This is a genomic window from Cognatishimia sp. SS12 (assembly GCF_028369055.1).
Taxonomy (GTDB): domain Bacteria; phylum Pseudomonadota; class Alphaproteobacteria; order Rhodobacterales; family Rhodobacteraceae; genus Cognatishimia.
The window spans coordinates 633953-654627 of sequence record NZ_JAQNCZ010000001.1 but is presented as its reverse complement, the minus strand read 5'-3'; the positions used below and the strand labels follow the sequence as shown (position 1 = coordinate 654627).

Annotated in this window: 22 protein-coding genes and 1 tRNA gene; 17 read left to right on the top strand and 6 right to left on the bottom strand. The window is 57.9% G+C overall.

All coding sequences use genetic code 11. The features are described from left to right. Nucleotides 1-154: 154 nt before the first annotated feature. From recA to N6L24_RS03175, 4 genes are all read left to right on the top strand, one after another. Nucleotides 155-1231 (top strand): recombinase RecA, encoded by a 1077-nt coding sequence (recA, locus tag N6L24_RS03190; RefSeq protein WP_271843186.1) that lies wholly within the window; start codon nt 155-157, stop codon nt 1229-1231. Nucleotides 1232-1383: 152 nt separating this feature from the next. Beyond that, nucleotides 1384-4032, top strand: coding sequence for an alanine--tRNA ligase (alaS, locus tag N6L24_RS03185; protein ID WP_271843185.1), 2649 nt, complete (start codon nt 1384-1386; stop codon nt 4030-4032). Then, nucleotides 4032-4319 carry a DUF1330 domain-containing protein gene (locus N6L24_RS03180; RefSeq protein WP_271843184.1) on the top strand — a complete coding sequence of 96 codons (288 nt, stop codon included), beginning with the start codon at nt 4032-4034 and terminating at the stop codon, nt 4317-4319. The genes alaS and N6L24_RS03180 overlap by 1 nt, the downstream gene beginning before the upstream one ends. A 65-nt stretch (nt 4320-4384) precedes the next feature. Further along, entirely contained in the window at nt 4385-4768 is a 384-nt protein-coding gene (locus N6L24_RS03175; RefSeq protein ID WP_271843183.1) for a VOC family protein, read from the top strand. 102 nt (nt 4769-4870) lie between these two features. On the opposite strand, the gene typA is transcribed toward N6L24_RS03175, so the two are convergent. The 4 genes from typA to N6L24_RS03155 form a co-directional block, all read right to left on the bottom strand. Beyond that, nucleotides 4871-6688 (bottom strand): translational GTPase TypA, encoded by a 1818-nt coding sequence (gene typA, locus N6L24_RS03170; protein ID WP_271843182.1) that lies wholly within the window; start codon nt 6686-6688, stop codon nt 4871-4873. A gap of 145 nt (nt 6689-6833) precedes the next feature. Further along, nucleotides 6834-7415, bottom strand: coding sequence for an HD domain-containing protein (locus N6L24_RS03165; protein WP_271843181.1), 582 nt, complete (start codon nt 7413-7415; stop codon nt 6834-6836). Continuing rightward, complete coding sequence (locus N6L24_RS03160) at nt 7412-7645, bottom strand: hypothetical protein (protein ID WP_271843180.1); 234 nt, start codon at nt 7643-7645, stop codon at nt 7412-7414. Before N6L24_RS03160 ends, N6L24_RS03165 begins: the two co-directional genes overlap by 4 nt. A 12-nt stretch (nt 7646-7657) precedes the next feature. Next, a complete protein-coding gene (locus N6L24_RS03155) occupies nt 7658-8311 on the bottom strand; it encodes an alpha/beta hydrolase (RefSeq protein ID WP_271843179.1) in 654 nt (217 codons plus the stop codon). 166 nt (nt 8312-8477) lie between these two features. Here N6L24_RS03155 and N6L24_RS03150 point away from each other — a divergent pair, with 166 nt between their 5' ends. The 11 genes from N6L24_RS03150 (at nt 8478) to N6L24_RS03100 (ending at nt 16709) form a co-directional block, all read left to right on the top strand. Next, a complete protein-coding gene (locus N6L24_RS03150; RefSeq protein ID WP_271843178.1) occupies nt 8478-8942 on the top strand; it encodes an Rrf2 family transcriptional regulator in 465 nt (154 codons plus the stop codon). Next, nucleotides 8939-9979 carry a cysteine desulfurase family protein gene (locus N6L24_RS03145; protein WP_271843177.1) on the top strand — a complete coding sequence of 347 codons (1041 nt, stop codon included), beginning with the start codon at nt 8939-8941 and terminating at the stop codon, nt 9977-9979. Before N6L24_RS03150 ends, N6L24_RS03145 begins: the two co-directional genes overlap by 4 nt. 15 nt (nt 9980-9994) lie before the next feature. Then, a complete protein-coding gene (gene sufB / locus N6L24_RS03140; RefSeq protein WP_271843176.1) occupies nt 9995-11518 on the top strand; it encodes a Fe-S cluster assembly protein SufB in 1524 nt (507 codons plus the stop codon). Then, a complete protein-coding gene (locus N6L24_RS03135; protein ID WP_271843175.1) occupies nt 11518-11718 on the top strand; it encodes a hypothetical protein in 201 nt (66 codons plus the stop codon). Before sufB ends, N6L24_RS03135 begins: the two co-directional genes overlap by 1 nt. A 1-nt stretch (nt 11719) precedes the next feature. Beyond that, complete coding sequence (locus N6L24_RS03130) at nt 11720-12034, top strand: heavy metal-binding domain-containing protein (RefSeq protein WP_271843174.1); 315 nt, start codon at nt 11720-11722, stop codon at nt 12032-12034. Between the two features lie 202 nt (nt 12035-12236). Next, the gene (gene sufC / locus N6L24_RS03125) at nt 12237-12992 is read left to right on the top strand and encodes a Fe-S cluster assembly ATPase SufC (RefSeq protein WP_271843173.1); all 756 of its coding nucleotides are present in this window, start codon (nt 12237-12239) and stop codon (nt 12990-12992) included. After that, on the top strand, nt 12992-14278 hold the full coding sequence (locus N6L24_RS03120) for a SufB/SufD family protein (RefSeq protein WP_271843172.1): 1287 nt from the start codon (nt 12992-12994) through the stop codon (nt 14276-14278). Before sufC ends, N6L24_RS03120 begins: the two co-directional genes overlap by 1 nt. Further along, nucleotides 14278-14775, top strand: coding sequence for a YIP1 family protein (locus N6L24_RS03115; RefSeq protein WP_271843171.1), 498 nt, complete (start codon nt 14278-14280; stop codon nt 14773-14775). The genes N6L24_RS03120 and N6L24_RS03115 overlap by 1 nt, the downstream gene beginning before the upstream one ends. 3 nt (nt 14776-14778) lie before the next feature. Beyond that, on the top strand, nt 14779-15345 hold the full coding sequence (locus tag N6L24_RS03110) for a YIP1 family protein (protein WP_271843170.1): 567 nt from the start codon (nt 14779-14781) through the stop codon (nt 15343-15345). Between the two features lie 3 nt (nt 15346-15348). Beyond that, nucleotides 15349-16569 (top strand): cysteine desulfurase, encoded by a 1221-nt coding sequence (locus N6L24_RS03105; protein ID WP_271843169.1) that lies wholly within the window; start codon nt 15349-15351, stop codon nt 16567-16569. A gap of 63 nt (nt 16570-16632) precedes the next feature. After that, nucleotides 16633-16709, top strand: a tRNA-Arg gene (locus tag N6L24_RS03100). Between the two features lie 112 nt (nt 16710-16821). Here N6L24_RS03100 and N6L24_RS03095 read toward each other — a convergent pair. Beyond that, on the bottom strand, nt 16822-17340 hold the full coding sequence (locus N6L24_RS03095) for a hypothetical protein (protein ID WP_271843168.1): 519 nt from the start codon (nt 17338-17340) through the stop codon (nt 16822-16824). 271 nt (nt 17341-17611) lie between these two features. Here N6L24_RS03095 and N6L24_RS03090 point away from each other — a divergent pair, with 271 nt between their 5' ends. Beyond that, nucleotides 17612-17875 (top strand): glycine zipper 2TM domain-containing protein, encoded by a 264-nt coding sequence (locus N6L24_RS03090; RefSeq protein ID WP_271843167.1) that lies wholly within the window; start codon nt 17612-17614, stop codon nt 17873-17875. A gap of 295 nt (nt 17876-18170) precedes the next feature. Here N6L24_RS03090 and N6L24_RS03085 read toward each other — a convergent pair whose 3' ends face one another. Further along, on the bottom strand, nt 18171-18734 hold the full coding sequence (locus tag N6L24_RS03085; protein WP_271843166.1) for a YcbK family protein: 564 nt from the start codon (nt 18732-18734) through the stop codon (nt 18171-18173). Nucleotides 18735-19060: 326 nt separating this feature from the next. Here N6L24_RS03085 and N6L24_RS03080 point away from each other — a divergent pair, with 326 nt between their 5' ends. Then, nucleotides 19061-20668, top strand: coding sequence for a L,D-transpeptidase family protein (locus N6L24_RS03080; protein ID WP_442872571.1), 1608 nt, complete (start codon nt 19061-19063; stop codon nt 20666-20668). Nucleotides 20669-20675 lie beyond the last annotated feature (7 nt).

Genomic DNA, 20675 nt, shown 5'->3' with positions numbered 1-20675 from the left:
GCGTAAACTAACGCTTAATGCGCCTATGAAACAGTGGCCAGGTAAAGAAAATTCTTGAAATGTTCTTGTTTTGATCTCATAACATTGAGAACAAGAGTAGAACAAAGCCTATCATTGCCGCGCTCTCGCGGGTATGGAATAAGGATGGCACCACATGGCAACGGCAGATTTATTGAACATGAGCAGCAAGGCTTCCGCAGACAAACAAAAGGCGCTGGATAGCGCATTGGCCCAGATCGAACGCCAGTTCGGCAAGGGCTCGATCATGAAGCTTGGGGATGGCAATGCCATCCAGGAAATCGAAGCAACTTCCACCGGATCTTTGGGGCTGGATATTGCTCTGGGGATCGGCGGCCTGCCCAAGGGGCGGATCATTGAAATTTACGGCCCGGAAAGCTCGGGCAAGACCACGCTGACGCTGCATTGTGTTGCAGAAGAGCAGAAAAAAGGCGGCGTATGCGCCTTTGTCGATGCAGAACATGCGCTGGACCCGCAATATGCCAAGAAACTTGGCGTGGATCTGGATGAACTGCTGATTTCACAGCCGGACACTGGCGAGCAAGCGCTTGAAATTGTCGATACGCTGGTGCGTTCGGGCGCGGTCAATATGGTGGTGGTGGATTCCGTCGCCGCCCTGACCCCGAAATCCGAACTCGAAGGCGACATGGGTGACAGCAGCGTGGGTGTGCAGGCCCGCCTGATGAGTCAGGCGATGCGCAAACTCACCGGCTCGATCAGCCGCTCAAACTGCATGGTGATTTTCATCAACCAGATTCGGATGAAAATCGGCGTTATGTTTGGCTCTCCGGAAACGACCACAGGGGGCAACGCGCTGAAATTCTACAGCTCGGTGCGTCTGGACATTCGCCGCATTGGCGCGCTGAAGGACCGCGACGAGGTTGTTGGCAACGCCACCCGCGTGAAAGTGGTGAAAAACAAGGTGGCACCACCGTTCAAACAGGTGGAATTTGACATCATGTATGGCGAAGGCATCTCCAAGATGGGAGAGCTGCTGGATCTTGGCGTGAAAGCCGGGATTGTGGAAAAATCCGGTAGCTGGTTCAGCTATGGCGATGAGCGGATCGGGCAGGGGCGTGAAAATGCCAAAACCTTCCTGCGGGAAAACACCCGAATGGCGCTTGAGATCGAAGACAAGATCCGCGCCGCGCATGGGCTGGATTTTGACATGCCGCCAGGCACAGAGGACAGCGATGCGCTGCTGGAAAGCTAAGCAAAGGCAAGGCAATTCAGAATTTCAGAAAGCCGCGCGGTTCGCGCGGCTTTTTCGTTTTGGCGCGGGGCTGTCGCCATATCCGGTGGACAGCCCTGCGAGGGGCGGCTAAACCCATTTCTAACAGTTAAATTCCGCACGAAAGCCGTCGCATGCCAAGCCTTAACGACATCCGCTCGACCTTCCTCACCTATTTCGAAAAGCAGGGCCACACCATTGTGCCCTCCAGCCCATTGGTGCCGCGCAACGACCCGACGCTGATGTTCACCAACTCGGGTATGGTGCAATTCAAGAACTGCTTCACCGGGGTGGAAAGCCGCGATTACGTGCGCGCCACATCCGCGCAGAAATGCGTGCGCGCCGGCGGCAAGCACAATGATCTGGACAACGTCGGCTATACCGCGCGCCACCACACGTTCTTTGAAATGCTCGGCAACTTCAGCTTTGGCGATTATTTCAAACAGCAAGCGATCCCATTCGCCTGGGAGCTGATCACAAAAGAATTCGGCATTCCAAAAGAACGGCTCTACGTCACCGTCTATCACACGGACGATGAAGCCTATGATATCTGGAAGAAAATTGGCGTGCCCGAAGAGCGGATCATCCGCATCGCCACCTCTGACAACTTCTGGCAAATGGGGCCAACCGGCCCCTGCGGCCCATGTACAGAGATTTTCTATGATCACGGTGATCACATCTGGGGTGGCCCTCCCGGCTCACCAGAAGAAGATGGCGACCGCTTTATCGAGATCTGGAACATCGTTTTCATGCAAAACGAGCAGTTCGAAGATGGCTCGATGGTGGATCTGGCGATGCAATCCATCGACACCGGCATGGGTCTTGAGCGGATCGGCGCCTTGCTGCAGGGCAGCCACGACAATTACGACACCGATTTGATGAAATCGCTGATCGAAGCTTCGGCGCATGCCACCTCGGTCGATCCCTATGGCGACAAAAACGTGCACCACCGGGTGATCGCCGATCACCTGCGCTCGACTTCGTTTCTGATTGCCGATGGTGTCATGCCGTCCAACGATGGCCGCGGCTATGTACTGCGCCGCATCATGCGCCGCGCCATGCGACACGCCCATCTCTTGGGCGCGAAAGACCCTGTGATGCACCAGCTGGTGCCCGCGCTGGTCAGCAAAATGGGCGGTGCCTACCCAGAACTGGGCCAGGCGCAGGCGCTGATTCAGGAAACGCTGAAGCTTGAGGAAACCCGGTTCAAACAAACGCTGGATCGCGGGCTGAAACTGCTGGATGACGAGGTTGGCGGCCTCGCCGATGGCGCGCCGCTGCCCGGCGCAGCGGCCTTCAAGCTCTATGACACCTATGGCTTCCCGCTTGATCTGACGCAGGATGCGCTGCGCGAGCAGGGCCGCGCGGTGGACACCGACGGGTTTGACGCCGCCATGGCGGAACAGAAAGCCAAGGCGCGCGCCGCCTGGGCGGGCTCTGGCGAAGCGGCGGACAGCACCATCTGGTTTGATATCGCCGACCAACACGGCACCACCGATTTCCTTGGTTATGACACCGAAACCGCCGAGGGCCAGATCCTCGCGCTGGTCGCAGACGGCGGCGAAGTCAGTGCAGCGGATGGCGCGGTGCAGATCATTTTGAACCAGTCACCATTTTACGCTGAATCCGGCGGTCAGGTCGGGGACACCGGCGTGATCAAAACCGAAACCGGCAGCGCCCAAGTTACCGACACCAAAAAGGCGGCTGGCGTCTTCATTCACATCGCCAAAGTGACCGAGGGCACCATCAGCAAAGGGCAGGGCGCCCAGCTTGAGGTGGACCATGCCCGCCGCACCGCCATTCGCGCCAACCATTCGGCCACACACCTGTTGCACGAGGCGCTGCGCAACGCGCTTGGCGATCACGTGGCGCAACGCGGCTCGCTCAATGCGGACGACCGTCTGCGCTTTGACTTCAGCCACAGCAAGGCGCTGAGCCTTGAAGAACTGCGCCAAGTCGAAGACGAAGTGAACACCTATATTCGCCAGAACAGCACGGTGGAAACCCGCATCATGACGCCGGACGACGCCCGCGCCATAGGGGCGCAGGCGCTTTTTGGTGAAAAATATGGCGATGAGGTGCGCGTTGTGTCGATGGGCCACGCCGACACCGGCAAGGGCCTTGAAGGCGACACCTATTCGCTTGAGCTTTGTGGCGGCACCCATGTGCGCCAGACCGGCGATATCGGCGCATTTGTCACGCTGGGCGATAGCGCCAGCTCTGCTGGGGTGCGCCGGATTGAGGCGCTGACCGGGGCCGACGCCATGCGCTATCTGGCCGAGCAGGATCATCGCCTGGCCCAGACCGCGCTGCAATTGAAAGCGCAGCCCGCCGATGTGCCAGAGCGCGTGAAATCCCTGATGGAGGAACGCAAGGCCTTGCAGAACGAAGTGGCGCAGCTGCGCCGCGAGTTGGCCATGGCAGGGGGCGCTGGCGAAAGCGGCGCAGAAGCCAAGGAAATCAACGGGGTGAAATTTGTCGCTCAGGTGCTGTCGGGCGTATCTGGTCGTGATTTGCCGGCCCTGATCGACGAACACAAAGCCCGCATTCAAAGCGGTGCGGTGCTGCTGATCGCGGAGGCCGATGGCAAAGCCGCCGTCGCGGCAGGCGTGACCAAGGATTTGACCGACACCATCAAAGCCCCCGATCTGGTGCGCGCTGCGGTGGCAGAGCTCGGCGGCAAAGGCGGCGGTGGTCGGCCTGACATGGCCCAGGGCGGCGCAAAGTCGACCGAAAACGCCGATGCAGCCATCGCTGCCGCCGAAGCGGTTCTGGGCGCCTGATGCCCGCGCTCTGGATCAGCCATGTCACGGTCTCTGATCCAGAGGCCTACGCCGAATACGCCAAACACGCGGTACCCGCAATCGAAGCCATGGGCGGTGTGTTCATCGCCCGCGGCGCGGCCTTCCGGCAACTGGAGGGTGCAGGGGCCGAGCGCCACACCATCATCCGCTTCCCGGATCTCGCTTCGGCCGAGCGCTGCTATGCCAGCGCCGCATATCAGGACGCTGTCCGGTTTGCAGATGGTGCCTCTGAGCGAACGCTGACCATTATTGAGGTTGAGTCATAAAACCATTGGCAGAAGCAGGCTGACCGGGCAAGCTGGCGCGTATTCTTTGAAAGAGGAGGAGCGCTATGTCCCTAGGTGCATTTTCAATCAGTCTGTCTGTCAAAGACCTCGCCACGTCGGTGGCCTTTTACAAAACTCTTGGCTTCAAATCCCATCACGACATGAGCGAACATGGCTTTGCCATCCTCAAAAACGGCGAGGCGGTGATTGGCCTTTTCGAAGGCATGTTCGAAGGCAATCTTCTGACGTTCAATCCCGGCTGGGATCAGAATGCTGCGCCGCAGGACAGCTTTGAGGATGTGCGCGCCATTCAAGAGCGCTTGAAAACCGCCGGGATCCTGCCTGATGTCCCCACAGATCCGCTCGGCAAAGGGCCGGCCAATATCACGCTGACCGATCCAGATGGCAATACGATCCTGATTGATCAGCACGTGGATCGCCCGAGCTGACCAGGCATGAAAAAGGGCGCAATACGCGCCCTGTTTCCGCTTCATCTTTTTCCAAATACTCATTGCACCTTGGGGCGTTGCCCCAAGGTCAAATCATTGAATTCAGGCAGATTTTGCCATGCGCTTGCGCTCATGTGGGTCCAGATACCGCTTGCGCAGGCGGATCGAGTTTGGCGTCACTTCGACCAGTTCGTCATCGTTGATGTAAGCGATGGCTTCTTCCAGCGACAGGGTCATCGGCGTGGTCAGACGCACCGCATCATCTGTGCCCGAGGCCCGCACGTTGGTCAGCTTTTTGCCTTTCAGCGGGTTCACCTCAAGGTCGTTCTCGCGGCTGTGCTCACCAATGATCATGCCTGTGTAGACATCTGCCTGCGCACCGATCATCATCTTGCCGCGCTCTTCAAGGTTCCAAAGCGCATAGGCCACCGAGGTGCCGTTTTCCATCGAAATGAGCACACCCGCACGACGGCCCGGGATGGCGCCCTTGTAGGGGGCCCAGCCATGGAACACGCGGTTCAGAACGCCGGTGCCGCGGGTGTCGGTCAGAAACTCGCCGTGATAGCCGATTAGACCGCGCGAGGGCACATGGGCGATGATGCGGGTTTTGCCCGCACCGGCTGGGCGCATTTCCACCAACTCGCCTTTGCGCGCGCCGGTCAGTTTTTCGATCACCGCGCCGGAATATTCGTCATCCACGTCAATGGTGGCTTCTTCGATCGGCTCAATTCTCTGGCCGTCTTCTTCGCGCATGATCACCTGCGGGCGCGAGATTGACAGCTCAAAGCCTTCGCGGCGCATGTTTTCGATCAGAACACCCATCTGGAGTTCGCCGCGGCCTGACACTTCGAATGCCTCGCCGCCGGGGGTGTCGGCGATCTTGATCGCAACGTTGGATTCCGCTTCTTTATAAAGGCGGTCACGGATAACGCGCGACTGCACTTTCTTGCCATCACGGCCCGCCAGCGGGCTGTCGTTGATGCCAAAGGTCACGGTAATGGTGGGCGGGTCAATCGGCTGCGCATCCAGTGGTTCGTCCACGGCAAGGGCACAGATGGTGTCGGCCACGGTCGCTTTGGACATGCCCGCAATCGACACGATGTCGCCGGCTTGCGCCTCTTCGATGTCCTGTTGCGAAAGGCCACGGAAGGCCTGAATTTTGGTGACGCGGAACTGTTCAATCTTCTGGCCAACGCGGCTCAGGGCCTGAACGGTTGCGCCCACTTTCAACGTGCCGCTTTCTACGCGGCCGGTCAGGATGCGGCCCACAAACGGGTCAGAGCCCAGCGTGGTGGCCAGCATGCGGAAATCTTCGCCCTGACGCTTGATCTGCTTGGGTTCTGGCACGTGGTTCACAATCAGGTTGAACAGCGCGTGCAGATCCTTGCGCGGGCCGTCCAGCTCTGCATCCGCCCAGCCAGAGCGGCCAGAGGCATACATATGCGGGAAGTCGAGCTGATCTTCGGTGGCGTCCAGCGAGGCAAAGAGGTCAAAACATTCATCCAGCGCGCGGTCAGGTTCCGCGTCGGGCTTATCGACCTTGTTCAGCACAACAATGGGGCGCAGACCCAGCGCCAGCGCTTTTGAGGTCACGAATTTGGTTTGTGGCATCGGGCCTTCGGCCGCGTCCACCAGCAGGACAACACCATCAACCATGCTCAGGATGCGCTCAACTTCGCCGCCGAAATCTGCGTGGCCGGGCGTGTCCACGATGTTGATCCGTGTGCCTTTCCATTCAACGCTTGTGGGTTTTGCAAAGATCGTGATGCCGCGCTCGCGCTCAAGATCGTTGCTGTCCATGGCGCGTTCGGCCACTTCCTGATTGGCGCGGAATGCGCCGGATTGCTTCAAAAGCTCGTCCACCAGCGTGGTTTTGCCGTGGTCAACGTGTGCGATTATCGCGATATTGCGAAGGTCCATCTTGGCCTGCCTCATGTCTGTTCACGCGCGCCCTAACGCGACTGGCTGAAAAACACCAGCATAAACTGCGCCTGCCGCCGGATGAGGGACATGACAGAGCAAATCGGTGGCAAAAATATGCACGGCTGGCATGGTGGCGCGCTGCTTAGCGGGCGTCAAACCATGCGCGAATACGTGCCTGCAGATACGCCCAAAGGGCGGGGGCACCTTTGGCGACTTTGACACCCACTCTTTGCTCCACTTGTTCATACGAAACATTGTATTCAATCCAAGAAGCACCGCCGACTTCCAAATTTGAAACGCAAGGCTGAACACGATCCACAGATTTCGCAAAGATCGCATCGTTGCTTTCCGCCGCTTCAAATTCATCCCAAAGCGCGCGGAATTCTTGTTCCTGATCAGTCGGCAAAAGACCAAAAATGCGATCTGCGGCCGCCTGTTCGATGACTTCCATCTGCGCAACGTCGTGATTGCCATGGATTGGATTGTCACCCGCATCAATTTCCACGATGTCGTGAATGAGCAGCATCTTGATAACGCGGTTGATGTCGACGGGCCGATTGGCGTGTTCCGCCAGAACCATCGCATACATGGCGATATGCCAGGAGTGCTCGCCCGAATTTTCGCGCCGCGTGCCATCACAGAGTCGCGTGGCGCGCACGACAGATTTCAGCTTATCGATTTCGGTCAGAAACGCCAGTTGCTGCGCAAGCCGCGCATCACTCATTGTGACTGTGCCGCCTTGAGGGCTGCGTTCAGCTTGGCATCCAGAACCCCACGTGCGCGTTTTTCGGCGTCATAAACGCGCACGGCTGTCATAAAGGCTTCGTGCAATGTCGAAGACGAGGCTTCCAGCACATCGGCGATTTCCTGAACCAGATTCAGATCGCCGGTTTCGGCCTGAACGGCCAAAACATCGCGTGCCAGTTTTTCCCCTAAGCCTTCGACATAACTCATGCGCAACCTCGATCAGCGGGTGTTTTCGGTCAGGCGGCGTTTCACATAGTCAGAGACATCGCCAATCATCGTATCCATATGCGGCTCTTCAAAGAAGTGGCCGGCACCCTCAATCTGGTTGTGGGTGATGGTGATGCCTTTTTGTTCATGCAGCTTGTTCACAAGCGCGGTGGTGTCCGCAGGTGGGGCCACACGGTCGGCGGTGCCATTGATGATCAAGCCCGAAGACGGGCAGGGCGCAAGGAAGCTGAAGTCATACATGTTCGCCGGGGGCGACACGCTGATAAAGCCGGTGATTTCCGGGCGGCGCATCAAAAGCTGCATGCCAATCCACGCACCAAAGCTAAAGCCAGCGACCCAGCAATGTTTGGAGTTGTTGTTCATGGATTGCAGGTAATCCAGCGCGCTGGCGGCATCGCTCAGCTCGCCGATGCCCTGATCATATTCACCCTGGCTACGGCCCACACCTCGAAAGTTGAAGCGCAACACGGTAAAGCCCATGTTGTAAAAGGCGTAGTGCAGATTATAGACCACTTTGTTGTTCATGGTCCCGCCAAACTGCGGATGCGGATGAAGCACGATTGCAATCGGTGCGTCACGGTCTTTTTGGGGGTGGTAGCGGCCTTCTAGGCGGCCTTCGGGTCCGGGAAAAATGACCTCGGGCATAAGCGTCCCTGTCTCCTTCAGTCAGGCGAAAGCAGTTTCTTGACGAATTTGCTCAGGCACCTTAGAACGGTTCTAATTATTGTGCTGGACAATATTCCAGCGGCGCTGTTAGCGATCTAAGCTTTGTGGCGTCCAAGGTCAATCAATTCGCGAAGGGGCGAAGGCTATGAAACTGTCGACCAAAGGCCGTTACGCTGTTGTTGCCCTTGCGGACATTGCCCTGCAACCGACTGAAAAGCTTGTGACTTTATCCGAAGTTTCGGCGCGTCAGGACATTTCTCTGGCCTATCTTGAGCAGCTGTTTGTCAAATTGCGGCGTGCCAATTTGGTTGAATCTGTGCGCGGCCCGGGCGGCGGCTACCGTCTGGCGCGGCCCGCATCCGAGATTCGGGTGGTCGATATCCTTTCTGCGGTCGATGAAACCGTCTCGGCGCTGCACACCGGGGCGGGTGCCTCTGGCGCGCAGTCTGGCTCGCGGGCGCAATCGATGGCGAACCGTCTGTGGGAAGGCCTATCCGCCCATGTTTACGTGTTCCTGCATCAGACCCGGCTGTCGGATGTGGTTGAAAATGATCTGGCGCCTTGTCCGGCTGTGCCCTCGCTCTTTGCTGTGGTGGATGACTGCGAATGAGGGTCTATCTGGATCACAATGCCACAACGCCCCTGCGGCCTGAGGCCCGCGCCGCAATGATCGCGGCCATGGATGTCGCGGGCAACCCGTCCTCGGTGCATGCCGAAGGGCGGGCCGCCAAGGCGCTGATCGAAAAATCACGGCAGACCATCGCCATCGCGCTGGGGGCAGATGGGGCGGATATCATCTTTACCAGCAGCGCAACCGAAGCGGCGGCGCTGGCCCTGAAGGGGCGCGATTTGCAAGGCGCGGCGGTGGAACATGACGCCGTCCGGCATTGGATCCGCGAAGATCTGGCGGTGGACCCCGAGGGTCGCGTGACCGTCGCAGACCCCGCACGCGCCACGCTGCAACTGGCCAATTCCGAAACCGGGGTTGTGCAGGATATTCCACAGGGTCTGGCGGTCACGGATATGACGCAGGCCTTTGGCAAACTGCCGGTCGCTTTCAATTGGCTTGGCGCGGAAATGGCGTTGATATCAGCCCATAAACTGGGCGGCCCAAAAGGCATTGGCGCGCTGGTGGTGAAACGCGGCACCGAGGTGTCGGCGCAGCTTTTGGGTGGCGGGCAGGAAATGGGGCGCCGGGCCGGGACCGAAAACACCATTGGCATCGCCGGGTTCGCCGCGGCGGCGGCGGCGGCGCAGGCGGATTTGGATAGCGGCGTTTGGAGCCGCGTCGCGACCCTGCGCGATCAGCTGGAAGAGATCATCGCCGATGGCGCACCCGACGTGATCATCGCCGGGAAAGGCGCAGAGCGCCTGCCCAATACTTCCTGCTTTGCCCTTGCCGGATGGAAGGGCGAGACCCAAGTCATGCAGATGGATTTGGCTGGCTACGCGATTTCTGCAGGGTCTGCCTGTTCTTCAGGCAAGGTCAAAAGCAGCGCGGTGCTGACGGCAATGGGATATGACGCCCCGGTGGCGTCCAGCGCGATCAGGGTCAGCCTTGGTCCGCAAACAAGCGAACAGGACATTGTAGGGTTTGCCGATAAATGGTTGACCCAATGGAAAAAATTCCGCGCCCGTGCGGCGTGACAAAAGGAGACGCAGATGGCCACGATGGAACATACGGACGTCAAGGAAGGCGTTGATCAGGAGACGGTCGATGCTGTCCGCGAGGTCGGTGGCAAGTATAAATACGGTTGGGAAACCGAGATCGAGATGGAGTACGCTCCGAAAGGTCTGAACGAAGATATCGTGCGTCTGATCTCGGAAAAGAATGAAGAACCCGCATGGATGACCGAATGGCGCCTTGAAGCGTTCAAACGCTGGCAAACCAAGGAAGAGCCGAAATGGGCGATGGTCAACTATCCTGAAATCGACTTTCAGGACCAATATTATTATGCTCGCCCCAAATCGATGGAAGAAAAGCCCAAATCGCTGGATGACGTCGACCCCAAGCTATTGGAAACCTACAAGAAACTGGGCATTCCGCTGAAAGAACAGATGATCCTCGCTGGGGTTGAAGGCGCAGAAGATGCCCCTGCTGAAGGCCGCAAGGTTGCGGTTGATGCGGTGTTTGACTCTGTCTCAGTTGGCACCACCTTTCAGGCTGAGTTGAAAAAGGCTGGCGTGATCTTTTGCTCCATCTCCGAAGCGATCAAAGAACACCCGGAGCTGGTGAAGAAATACCTTGGCTCGGTTGTGCCGGTGTCCGACAACTTCTATGCGACGCTGAACAGCGCCGTTTTCTCTGACGGGTCCTTCGTTTACATCCCACCGGGCGTGCGTTGCCCGATGGAACTGTCGACTTATTTCCGTATCAATGCTGAAAACACCGGCCAGTTTGAACGCACGCTGATCATCGCGGACAAGGGCAGCTATGTCAGCTATCTCGAAGGCTGTACTGCCCCGCAGCGCGACACAACGCAGCTGCACGCGGCGGTGGTGGAAATCATCATCGAAGAAGACGCCGAGGTGAAATATTCCACCGTTCAAAACTGGTACCCCGGCGATGAAAACGGCAACGGCGGCATCTATAACTTTGTGACCAAACGCGCCGATTGCCGGGGCGATCGGGCCAAAGTGATGTGGACGCAGGTTGAAACCGGCTCTGCCGTGACCTGGAAATACCCGTCCTGCATCCTGCGCGGCAATGACAGCCAGGGCGAGTTTTATTCGATCGCGATTGCCAACAATCATCAGCAGGCCGACACCGGCACCAAGATGATCCACCTGGGCAAAAACACCAAATCGCGCATCGTGTCCAAAGGCATTTCTGCGGGTGTGGCGCAGAACACCTATCGCGGTCTGGTGTCGATGCACCCAAAGGCCAAGAATTCGCGCAACTACACCCAATGTGACAGCCTGTTGATCGGCGATAAATGCGGGGCGCATACGGTCCCCTATATCGAAGTCAAAAACAACAGCTCGCGGGTGGAGCATGAGGCCACGACATCCAAGGTGGATGATGAACAGATGTTCTATTGCCGCCAGCGCGGCATGGACGAAGAAGAAGCCGTGGCGTTGATCGTCAACGGGTTTGCCAAGGAAGTGCTGCAAGCGCTGCCAATGGAATTCGCCATGGAAGCGCAACAGCTTGTGGCCATTTCTCTGGAAGGCTCCGTAGGCTGATGGGTGAGTTGCAACAATTGATGCAAGCCTCATTGGGTGTTGGGCTTGGCTGCGCGCTTGGCAGCATGATTGGGCTGAGCATCCGCAAACGTTCTGGCAAAACCGAGGGGCTGATTGGCGGCTCGGTTTTTGTCACCTCGGCGGCGGTTGGCGCGCTGGGGATGGGCGCAATGATGCTGTTCAAATGGATCGGGGGCTAAGATGATTATCACCACCACAAATTCTGTCGAAGGACGAAAGATCACCGATTACCGCGGCATTGTCGTGGGCGAGGCGATTATGGGCGCAAATGTCGTACGCGATGTCTTTGCCTCGATCACCGATATCGTTGGCGGACGGTCAGGGGCCTATGAAAGCAAGCTGCAGGATGCGCGCGATACCGCCCTGCGCGAGCTGGAAGAACGCGCTGCCGCCAAAGGCGCCAATGCGGTGATCGGCGTGGATCTGGATTATGAGGTGGTCGGACAATCCATGCTGATGGTCTCGGCCTCTGGCACCGCGGTGGTGCTGGCGTAATGCTGCGGGCGACGTTGATGGCGGCGTGTACCACCGGGCTTTTCTGCGCCGGCTTTGCCTTTGTCATCAGTCAAATCGCCCCCATGCTGACAAATACACAAGTGCTGACGACCAGTTTCGTCAGCGGGTTTTTAGGGTCGGTTGTGGCCCAGATGCTAATCAAGAGATGACCGCCAGCGCGACGGCGGAAAAGGAAAATAATATGTTGGAAATCAAAGGCCTGAAGGTCAAACTTGAAGATGAAGACAAGCAGATCCTGAAAGGTGTGGATCTGACCGTGGAAGCGGGCAAAGTCCATGCAATCATGGGCCCGAATGGGTCTGGAAAATCGACCTTGTCTTATGTCCTGTCTGGCCGCGAAGGCTATGAAGTCACCGGTGGCAGCGCCACTTTGGAAGGCGAAGATCTGCTGGAGCTGGAAGCCGAAGAGCGCGCCGCGCTCGGTTTGTTCCTGGCGTTCCAATACCCGGTTGAGATCCCCGGCGTCGGCAACATGACCTTTCTGCGCACCGCCGTGAACGCACAGCGCAAAGCGCGCGGCGAAGAAGAAATGTCAGCCGCAGATTTTCTGAAAGAGATCCGCGCCAAGGCAAAAAAGCTGAAAATCGACGCCGACATGCTGAAACGCCCGGTGAATGTCGGCTTTTCCGGTGGCGAGAAAAAGCGCAACGAGATCCTGCAAATGGCGATGCTGGAACCAAAGATGTGCATCTTGGACGAAACCGATTCCGGTCTGGATGTCGACGCGATGAAACTGGTCTCCGAAGGCGTGAATGCGCTGCGCTCTGAAGGGCGCGGTTTCCTGGTGATCACCCACTATCAACGTCTGCTGGATCACATCAAACCGGATGTGGTGCACATTATGGCAGACGGCCGTATCGTGAAAACCGGCGGCCCAGAGCTGGCGCTGGAAGTTGAGAAAAACGGCTACGCCGACATTCTGGCGGAGATCGCATAATGAGCCTGCTGCAAGCCAAACAAGAGGCCACGTCGGCCCTGCTGGATGGCGTCAGCATCGCTGACGGCGCAAGCTGGATCACGGCGCTGCGCCAAGATGCGCTGGCGCGCGTGCGGTCCATGGGACTGCCATCGCGCCGCGATGAGTATTGGAAATACACGCGCCCTGAGACACTGACCCAGCAAGAGGTGCCTGCGGCGGCGGCGTTCAATCACGGCGAAGCGCCGGTTTTTGACGAAGTCGACCGCCTTAAGGTCGTGTTCGTGGATGGCGTGTTTGACGCGGCGGCCTCTGATGATCTGTCAGGCGAAGCCATGCGCATCGAACGGCTGGCGGATGTTGCCGAGGCCGATATTCATTGGGCCAAGGATCTTTATGGTGCGTTGGAAGCCAAGGGCCAGTCCCCGGTGGAGCGCCCGCTGGCGGCCTTTAACACCGCGCTGGCCAGCGACGGCGTTGTCATCCGCGTGACAGGTCAGGTCGCCCGGCCCGTGAGCCTGATCTACAAACATGTCGACAGCGCCTCGGATGCGGTGTTGCATCATGTGATCAAAGTGGAAGAGGGCGGGGCATTGACCCTGCTGGAAAACGGCCCAGCCGCTGCGCGCTTTAACGAGGTGCTGGAGGTGGATATCGCCGATGGAGCGGCCTTCCACCACGTCCGCGCCCAGGGGCGCGACCACGAGCGCCGCGCCGCCACGCATATGTTTGCGCGCCTTGGTGCTGAAAGCACGTTCAAATCCTTCACCCTCACGGTGAACGGCGTTCTGACGCGGAATGAATGTGTGATTGAGCTGACCGGAGATGACGCTGTGGCCCATGTGGCAGGTGCCTGCGTTGGCGATGGTGATTTCCATCATGATGACACGGTTTTTGTCACCCATGATGCGGTGAATTGCGAAAGCCGTCAGGTCTATAAGAAAGTGCTGCGCAACGGCGCGACAGGGGTGTTCCAAGGCAAAATCTTGGTCAAACCTGACGCCCAGAAAACCGACGGGTATCAGATCAGCCAATCCTTGCTGCTGGATGATGACAGCCAGTTCCTCGCCAAGCCAGAGCTTGAGATCTATGCCGATGATGTGGCCTGCTCGCATGGGTCCACCACGGGCGCGATTGATGAGGACATGTTGTTTTATCTGCGCGCGCGCGGCGTGCCTGCGCCCATCGCAACCGATCTGTTGACGCTGGCCTTTCTGGCCGAAGCGGTGGATGAGATCGAGGACGAGGGTTTGGCAGGCATCATTCTGGCGCGGCTGGAAGGCTGGCTGGAGCGGCGTCGCGGCTGATGTCAATCCTGCCCGATATCCTCGCAACATACCGGGGGCCGCGCGCGGTTTATGCGCGCCGCCTGCCGGGAGGCCCGCGCGAAGATCGCGCCTTGGCACTGCTGATGGCGGCCTGCGGGGTGATCTTTGTAGCGCAATGGCCGAAACTTGCGCGCGTCGCCCATATCGATCAGGTGGAGCTGAACCCGCTGCTTGGCTCTCAGCTGTTGCTTTGGGTGTTCATGATGCCGCTGTTTTTCTATGTCATCAGCCTGTTGGCACAGGGGGGCATGCGCCTTTTGGGCAAGCCGATCAGCGGATATGGCAGCCGCATTGCCCTGTTCTGGGCATTGCTGGCGACCACGCCGATTGCCTTGTTCCGGGGGCTGGTTGGCGGTTTTATCGGCACTGGCACGCTTTATGACGTTGTGGGGTTGGTCGGGTTCATCTGTTTTTTCTGGTTCTGGACAGCGGGGCTGCAAACCGCCACAAAGGCCGCATCTGCAACGGGCGCGTGAGTGATGCTTAAATCTCTGTTTCAAACTTCTATTTTTGAGCCGCAGAAAGCGGCCGAGCAGATTCTGGCGCTGCGACTGGGCAATGGCCAAGCCTGGCAGCTCGCGGTCATCGCCTCGATCCTGAATGCAATCATGGTGGTCGTGACCGTCATGATGTTCCCGCCTGCGGTTGACGGGGCGTTTCTGGTTGCGCTCAACCCGGTGATGCTGACAGCGGCCTTTCTGGTGGTGATCGCCGCGACAGCCGGTCTGCTGTTTTCGGCCGGGCGCTTTCTGAAAGGCATTGCAGAGTTCACAGATGTGCTGACCCTGCTGGGCTGGCTGCAAATGATGCGCGTGGCGGTTCAGGTTGGCGGATTTGTTTTGATGGTGTTCCTACCGGGGCTGGCCAGCGTTTTGACCACCATTGCCTATCTTTATGGTTTCTGGATCCTGATCAATTTTCTAAAGGTGGCGCAGGGGTTTGACTCCCTTGGCCGCGCGGCATCAAACCTGGTCCTGTCCATTCTGGGCATGACGGTTGTGCTGTCTCTGCTGCTGACTTTCATCGGCTTTAACACGGTTGGATAACCCATGTACGACGTTCACAAAATTCGCGCCGACTTTCCTATCTTGTCGCGCGAGGTCAACGGCAAGCCGCTGGTTTATCTGGACAATGGGGCCTCAGCGCAGAAACCCAAGGTGGTGATTGACGCCATCTCGCGCGCCTATGGCGATGAATACGCCAATGTGCATCGCGGGCTGCATTACCTCTCGAACCTGGCGACCGAAAAATACGAAAACGTGCGCGGCACCATTGCGCGGTTTTTGGGGGCTGCTGATGAAAATGAAATCATCCTGAATTCCGGCACCACCGAAGGCATCAATATGGTGGCCTATGGCTGGGCGATGCCGCGCTTTGAGGCAGGGGATGAAATCATCCTGTCGGTCATGGAGCATCACGCCAACATCGTCCCTTGGCATTTTTTGCGCGAACGGCAGGGGGTTGTTCTCAAATGGGTGGATGTGGCGGCGGACGGCAGCCTTGATCCGCAGGCTGTCATTGACGCCATCACGCCTAAGACCAAACTCATCGCCATCACCCAGTGTTCCAATGTCCTGGGCACTATGGTGGATGTCAAAGCCATCACACACGAAGCGCAATCGCGCGGGGTTGCCGTGCTGGTGGATGGCTCACAAGGGGCAGTGCACGCGCCGGTCGATGTCACAGAGATTGGCTGCGATTTTTACGCCATCACGGGCCATAAGCTCTATGGCCCCTCCGGCTCCGGCGCGATCTATGTCAAGAAAGAGCGCATGGCCGAAATGCGCCCCTTCATTGGCGGCGGCGACATGATCAAAGAGGTCAGCAAAGACACGGTGATCTATAACGATCCGCCGATGAAGTTTGAGGCCGGCACCCCCGGCATCGTGCAGACCATCGGTTTGGGCGTGGCGCTGGACTATATGATGGACGTCGGCATGGAGAATATCGCCGCCCACGAAACAATGCTGCGCGACTATGCCCGAGAAAAATTTGCCGGCATGAACTGGCTGAACATTCAGGGCGACGCGCCGGGCAAGGCGGCGATTTTCTCAATGACCCTTGCCGGGGCGGCGCATGCCCATGATATTTCTACGATTCTCGACAAGCGCGGCGTGGCCGTGCGGGCCGGGCACCATTGCGCTGGCCCCTTGATGGAGCATCTGGGCGTCTCCGCCACCTGCCGCGCGAGCTTTGGCATGTACAACACCACCGAAGAAATTGACGTGCTTGTCGATGCGCTGGAATTGGCGCATGAGCTTCTGGCGTGATCCGGCCTCAGCGCGTGTTTTCCCGCTTGCGGGGAAATTTCCGCACGGTATAACGACACGCAGGCACCCATAGCTCAGCTGGATAGAGCGCTGCCCTCCGAAGGCAGAGGTCTGAGGTTCGAATCCTCATGGGTGCGCCATTTTCCTTTTTGAATCAGATCCAAACGCGCCGACAGCAAAACGCCACGCTGCAGGGCAACGTGGCGTCGGGCAGGGCAGGTGCTCTGCCAAAAGGGGCGATTGCCGCCGCTGTTAGTCGAGGTTGTCGACCGTTGCGTCAGCAAAGCCATTCACAAGGGCGGTGTAAAAATCGTCCTTACTTGGCGGGATCACAATCGTGTCCGCCGGGGCGATCACGTCACCGGCGACTGCCGACAGACGCAGCGGAAAGCTACGCTCGGCGATAATGGTGGTTGAGCCATTGTCGTCGGCATCGCGGGTTTCATCACCATAGTCATAAAGAACCACAGCGCCTTCCAACTGGTTGAATTCACCAGTCTGCGGCAGGGTTGGATTGCCATTCAGGTTGATGTCGCTGATGGTGACAACCAAACGGTCGCCATTTGGCACATCTTCCAGCTTCAGACGGTTGGCGAGCGCAATGCTCAGATCTTTTTCCAGATCCGGCCAGTATTCCAGGGCGTTGCTGTTGGCGAAATCGCTGAGTTCGGTTTTCACATCAATTTCGGCAACGGTGCCATCATAGGCATAAGCCGTGGTTGCGACAGCTGCGGTTACGAGAGCGAGGGCAGTGGTGCGAAAAATTTTCATTTCACTTTCCTTTCTTTCTTTTGCCAATGCCGTGGACCACACGCGGCGACGTCCGAAGTGACGCAATACACCGGGCGGCCACCGTGGCGGCATCCGGGGACTCAACACCCGCCTTCAAAATGGGTTCCTGAAATATTCGCGCGCCCGCTCAGAGCAGGCAATTTCCTGCCTATGGTGGCGATCTTCGCAGTCGGCTGAAAATTTTCCGCGCGGGCGAGGAACCAACAGAGAGGCAGCACGTTGGTCCCCCGAGCAATCAAAGGAAAAACCGATGAAAAAGCTATTTCTTGTTCTACCAACCGTTCTGATCACCACCGCTTGTCAGACCACATCCGAACAATCCGCCCTTGTCGGGGCGGCCGCGGGGGCTGCGGTTGGCGCAACCGTAGCCAATGACGGTGATGAAGTGAAAGGTGCTGTCGTGGGCGGCGCCGTGGGTGCCGTGGCCGGCAGCTATATTGGCAAGGCACAACAGCCGGGACAGTGTGTCTATCAGGATCGGTATGGCAACCGCTATGTCGCCGATTGCCCCTGATTGCTCGCGCTTTGCGCACTAAAGGGGACCAGGCCGCAGATGTTTGGAAGGGGGCGTCTGCGGCCTGCGAAATCAGTTCAGCGCCTGTCATGCGGTCCCCAGCCGCTTTGCCTGATCTGAAAACTGCCCGCTGACGTGCGAAAAGATATGACCTGCCGCTCTGCTCATGCTGCCAAACCCACATATTCAAACACCAGCTGGTGCCGATATGCATAGGCTGAAAAGCAAAAAAGGCGCCGCTGGGCACCTTTTGATCGCGTCGTCTGTCGGGGTAGGTCCTGCGCCAGAAGGGAGTTTACCGACCCCAGGTCCGCACAGTGCCACAGTCCATATGCACAAAGTTAGAGCTGCTATAGCGCCCGACACCGCCCGCGCGGCAGGCGACCGCGGCTTTGGCGATCTGGCTGACCGAACGGGATTTCAGACGCAAATCCGCCGCTTGGCCCTTCATGTGCAAGGAATTTTTGGCAACGCCGCGCGAGCGGTTGCGCAGCATGTTGTTGGTGGTTGGGCTGCGATAACCCGACAGCAGCATATAGGGTTCTTTGACATCCAACAGCTGATGCGAGGCGGCCATGATGTCCAGGGTCCGGGTATCGATATTGATCACGTCGCTGGTACGCCAATCGCGCATAAAGTGGTTGATCTCTTTCACCGCTTCTTTGATGTACTCGCCCTCGATCCAATAGATCGTGTCGATGCTTTCGCCGGTGCGCCCAGAGAACATCCGCAGTCGGCGCACATCACCTGCACCGCGCAGAAGCCCTGCTGCATTGGAAAAAGTCGGAGCTGCCATCACTGCTGTTGCTGCAAATGCACCTATCACGCCACGTCGCGTGAAACCCGTAGAGGTCGTCATTGTGCGCCTGTCCCGTCGCTGTCCTGCCCCACGATGTTACGTGGATACATATGTTATCCCCAGATGTGGGGTTTATTGCACAGCTTGATTCTTGCGCCAAGTCCAAGTTCGAAAAGGTTCCCAAATTCAAGCGTTTTGGGCGAAAAATTGCTTAACGTGGTGTTTCTGCCTTTCAGAACACGGCAGGCGGTGCATCAAGGCATCACTCTGCGCCCGCCTGATCACTTCGCTCAAATGTGAATGGACTTTGTACTTTGACACATGGGAAAAAATACAGCGCGCGGCATGTGCCGCTTGGGCAAATGGCACGAATAAGGGTTAAAAGTATGTTTGATTTTCAGAGGTTGGCCAAAACGCTGTCACTTCTGTTTGTGATGTTGTCGCTTGTTTCCTTTGGCACCGCACCGGCAGAAGCGCAGGTGACGGCCTTTAAACAATCGGTGGCCGAAGCCGCCGCCAAAGACACAGATATCGCCGCATTTTACCGTCAAAACGATTATGCCCCGCTGTGGACAGGACGCGGCAACAGTTTCACCGAGCGTCGCCGTGCCTTGTTTGGCGCGCTGCAAAATGCCGATATGCATGGCCTGCCAGTGGCGCGCTATCGCATTGATGTCCTGAAGGCCGAGCTGGGAGCTGCCAAAACACAGCGCGACCTTGGCCGTGTCGAAGTGATGCTGTCCAAAACTTTCCTGACCTATGCGCGCGACATTCAGACAGGTATTTTGACCCCAAGCCGCATTGACCCTGCGATTGTCCGCAAAGTGCCCTATCGCGACCGTCAGCAATACCTGCAGAATTTCGCCAAAAGCCCGGCGACCCGTTATTTCAAGGCGCTGGTGCCCAGCTCGCCCGAATATACGCGCCTGCTGAAAGAAAAGATGACGCTAGAGAAAACCCTGCAAAAGGGAGGCTTTGGTCCGGAAATTCAGACCAGCAAGCTGGAGCCGGGCGACACCGGTGCTGCCGTGGCTCAGCTGCGCAACAAACTGGTGCGCATGGGGTATATGAAGCGCTCCGCCGCGAGCCGTTATGACGGCGACATTCAGGCGGCGGTTCAGCAGTTTCAGCTGGCCCATGGGCTGACGCCGGATGGTGTTGCCGGCAAAGGCACGATTGCTGAACTCAACGTATCGGCCCAAAAACGGCTACAATCCATTCATGTTGCCTTGGAACGCGAACGCTGGACCAATATGGAACGCGGTGAACGCCATATCCTGGTGAACCTCACGGATTTCACCGCGCGGATTATGGACGACAACAAGGTGACGTTTGAAACCCGAGCGGTGATCGGTGCCAATCCAAAGGACCGCGTGACACCAGAGTTTTCGGACACAATGGAGCATATGGTCATCAACCCGACCTGGAATGTGCCGCGCTCCATTGCGACCAAAGAATATCTGCCGATGCTGCAGCGCAACCCCAATGCGGTCAGCCACCTGAACCTGATTGACTCGCGCGGCCGCATCGTGCGGCGCGACAGCGTCGATTTCACCCAGTTCACCAAAGCGTCTTTCCCCTTTGCGATCAAACAGCCGCCCAGCCGCAGCAACGCGCTGGGGCTGGTGAAATTCATGTTCCCGAACCGCCACAATATCTACCTGCATGACACGCCGGCCAAGAACCTGTTTTCGCGCGAAGTGCGCGCCTATAGCCATGGCTGTATTCGTCTGCACAAACCATTTGAATTTGCCTATGAGCTGCTGTCCAAGCAGGAAGCAAACCCCAAAGGCTTCTTCCACAGCCGTCTGGAGACCGGGCGTGAAACCACGGTAGAGCTTGAAAAACACGTTCCCGTGCACATCATTTACCGCACCGCCTTTACCAACGCCAAAGGCCCGATGCAGTACCGTCGCGACATCTATGGTCGTGACGCCAAGATCTGGCAGGCTTTGGCGCAGGAAGGGGTGGCTTTGCGTACGGTGGGCGGATAAACACGCC

Coding starts and splice junctions, on each gene's coding strand:
- recA (WP_271843186.1), top strand. CDS start 155: ATGGCAACGGCAGATTTATTGAACATGAGCAGCAAGGCTTCCGCAGAC.
- alaS (WP_271843185.1), top strand. CDS start 1,384: ATGCCAAGCCTTAACGACATCCGCTCGACCTTCCTCACCTATTTCGAA.
- N6L24_RS03180 (WP_271843184.1), top strand. CDS start 4,032: ATGCCCGCGCTCTGGATCAGCCATGTCACGGTCTCTGATCCAGAGGCC.
- N6L24_RS03175 (WP_271843183.1), top strand. CDS start 4,385: ATGTCCCTAGGTGCATTTTCAATCAGTCTGTCTGTCAAAGACCTCGCC.
- typA (WP_271843182.1), bottom strand. CDS start 6,688: ATGGACCTTCGCAATATCGCGATAATCGCACACGTTGACCACGGCAAA.
- N6L24_RS03165 (WP_271843181.1), bottom strand. CDS start 7,415: ATGAGTGATGCGCGGCTTGCGCAGCAACTGGCGTTTCTGACCGAAATC.
- N6L24_RS03160 (WP_271843180.1), bottom strand. CDS start 7,645: ATGAGTTATGTCGAAGGCTTAGGGGAAAAACTGGCACGCGATGTTTTG.
- N6L24_RS03155 (WP_271843179.1), bottom strand. CDS start 8,311: ATGCCCGAGGTCATTTTTCCCGGACCCGAAGGCCGCCTAGAAGGCCGC.
- N6L24_RS03150 (WP_271843178.1), top strand. CDS start 8,478: ATGAAACTGTCGACCAAAGGCCGTTACGCTGTTGTTGCCCTTGCGGAC.
- N6L24_RS03145 (WP_271843177.1), top strand. CDS start 8,939: ATGAGGGTCTATCTGGATCACAATGCCACAACGCCCCTGCGGCCTGAG.
- sufB (WP_271843176.1), top strand. CDS start 9,995: ATGGCCACGATGGAACATACGGACGTCAAGGAAGGCGTTGATCAGGAG.
- N6L24_RS03135 (WP_271843175.1), top strand. CDS start 11,518: ATGGGTGAGTTGCAACAATTGATGCAAGCCTCATTGGGTGTTGGGCTT.
- N6L24_RS03130 (WP_271843174.1), top strand. CDS start 11,720: ATGATTATCACCACCACAAATTCTGTCGAAGGACGAAAGATCACCGAT.
- sufC (WP_271843173.1), top strand. CDS start 12,237: ATGTTGGAAATCAAAGGCCTGAAGGTCAAACTTGAAGATGAAGACAAG.
- N6L24_RS03120 (WP_271843172.1), top strand. CDS start 12,992: ATGAGCCTGCTGCAAGCCAAACAAGAGGCCACGTCGGCCCTGCTGGAT.
- N6L24_RS03115 (WP_271843171.1), top strand. CDS start 14,278: ATGTCAATCCTGCCCGATATCCTCGCAACATACCGGGGGCCGCGCGCG.
- N6L24_RS03110 (WP_271843170.1), top strand. CDS start 14,779: ATGCTTAAATCTCTGTTTCAAACTTCTATTTTTGAGCCGCAGAAAGCG.
- N6L24_RS03105 (WP_271843169.1), top strand. CDS start 15,349: ATGTACGACGTTCACAAAATTCGCGCCGACTTTCCTATCTTGTCGCGC.
- N6L24_RS03095 (WP_271843168.1), bottom strand. CDS start 17,340: ATGAAAATTTTTCGCACCACTGCCCTCGCTCTCGTAACCGCAGCTGTC.
- N6L24_RS03090 (WP_271843167.1), top strand. CDS start 17,612: ATGAAAAAGCTATTTCTTGTTCTACCAACCGTTCTGATCACCACCGCT.
- N6L24_RS03085 (WP_271843166.1), bottom strand. CDS start 18,734: ATGACGACCTCTACGGGTTTCACGCGACGTGGCGTGATAGGTGCATTT.
- N6L24_RS03080 (WP_442872571.1), top strand. CDS start 19,061: ATGTTTGATTTTCAGAGGTTGGCCAAAACGCTGTCACTTCTGTTTGTG.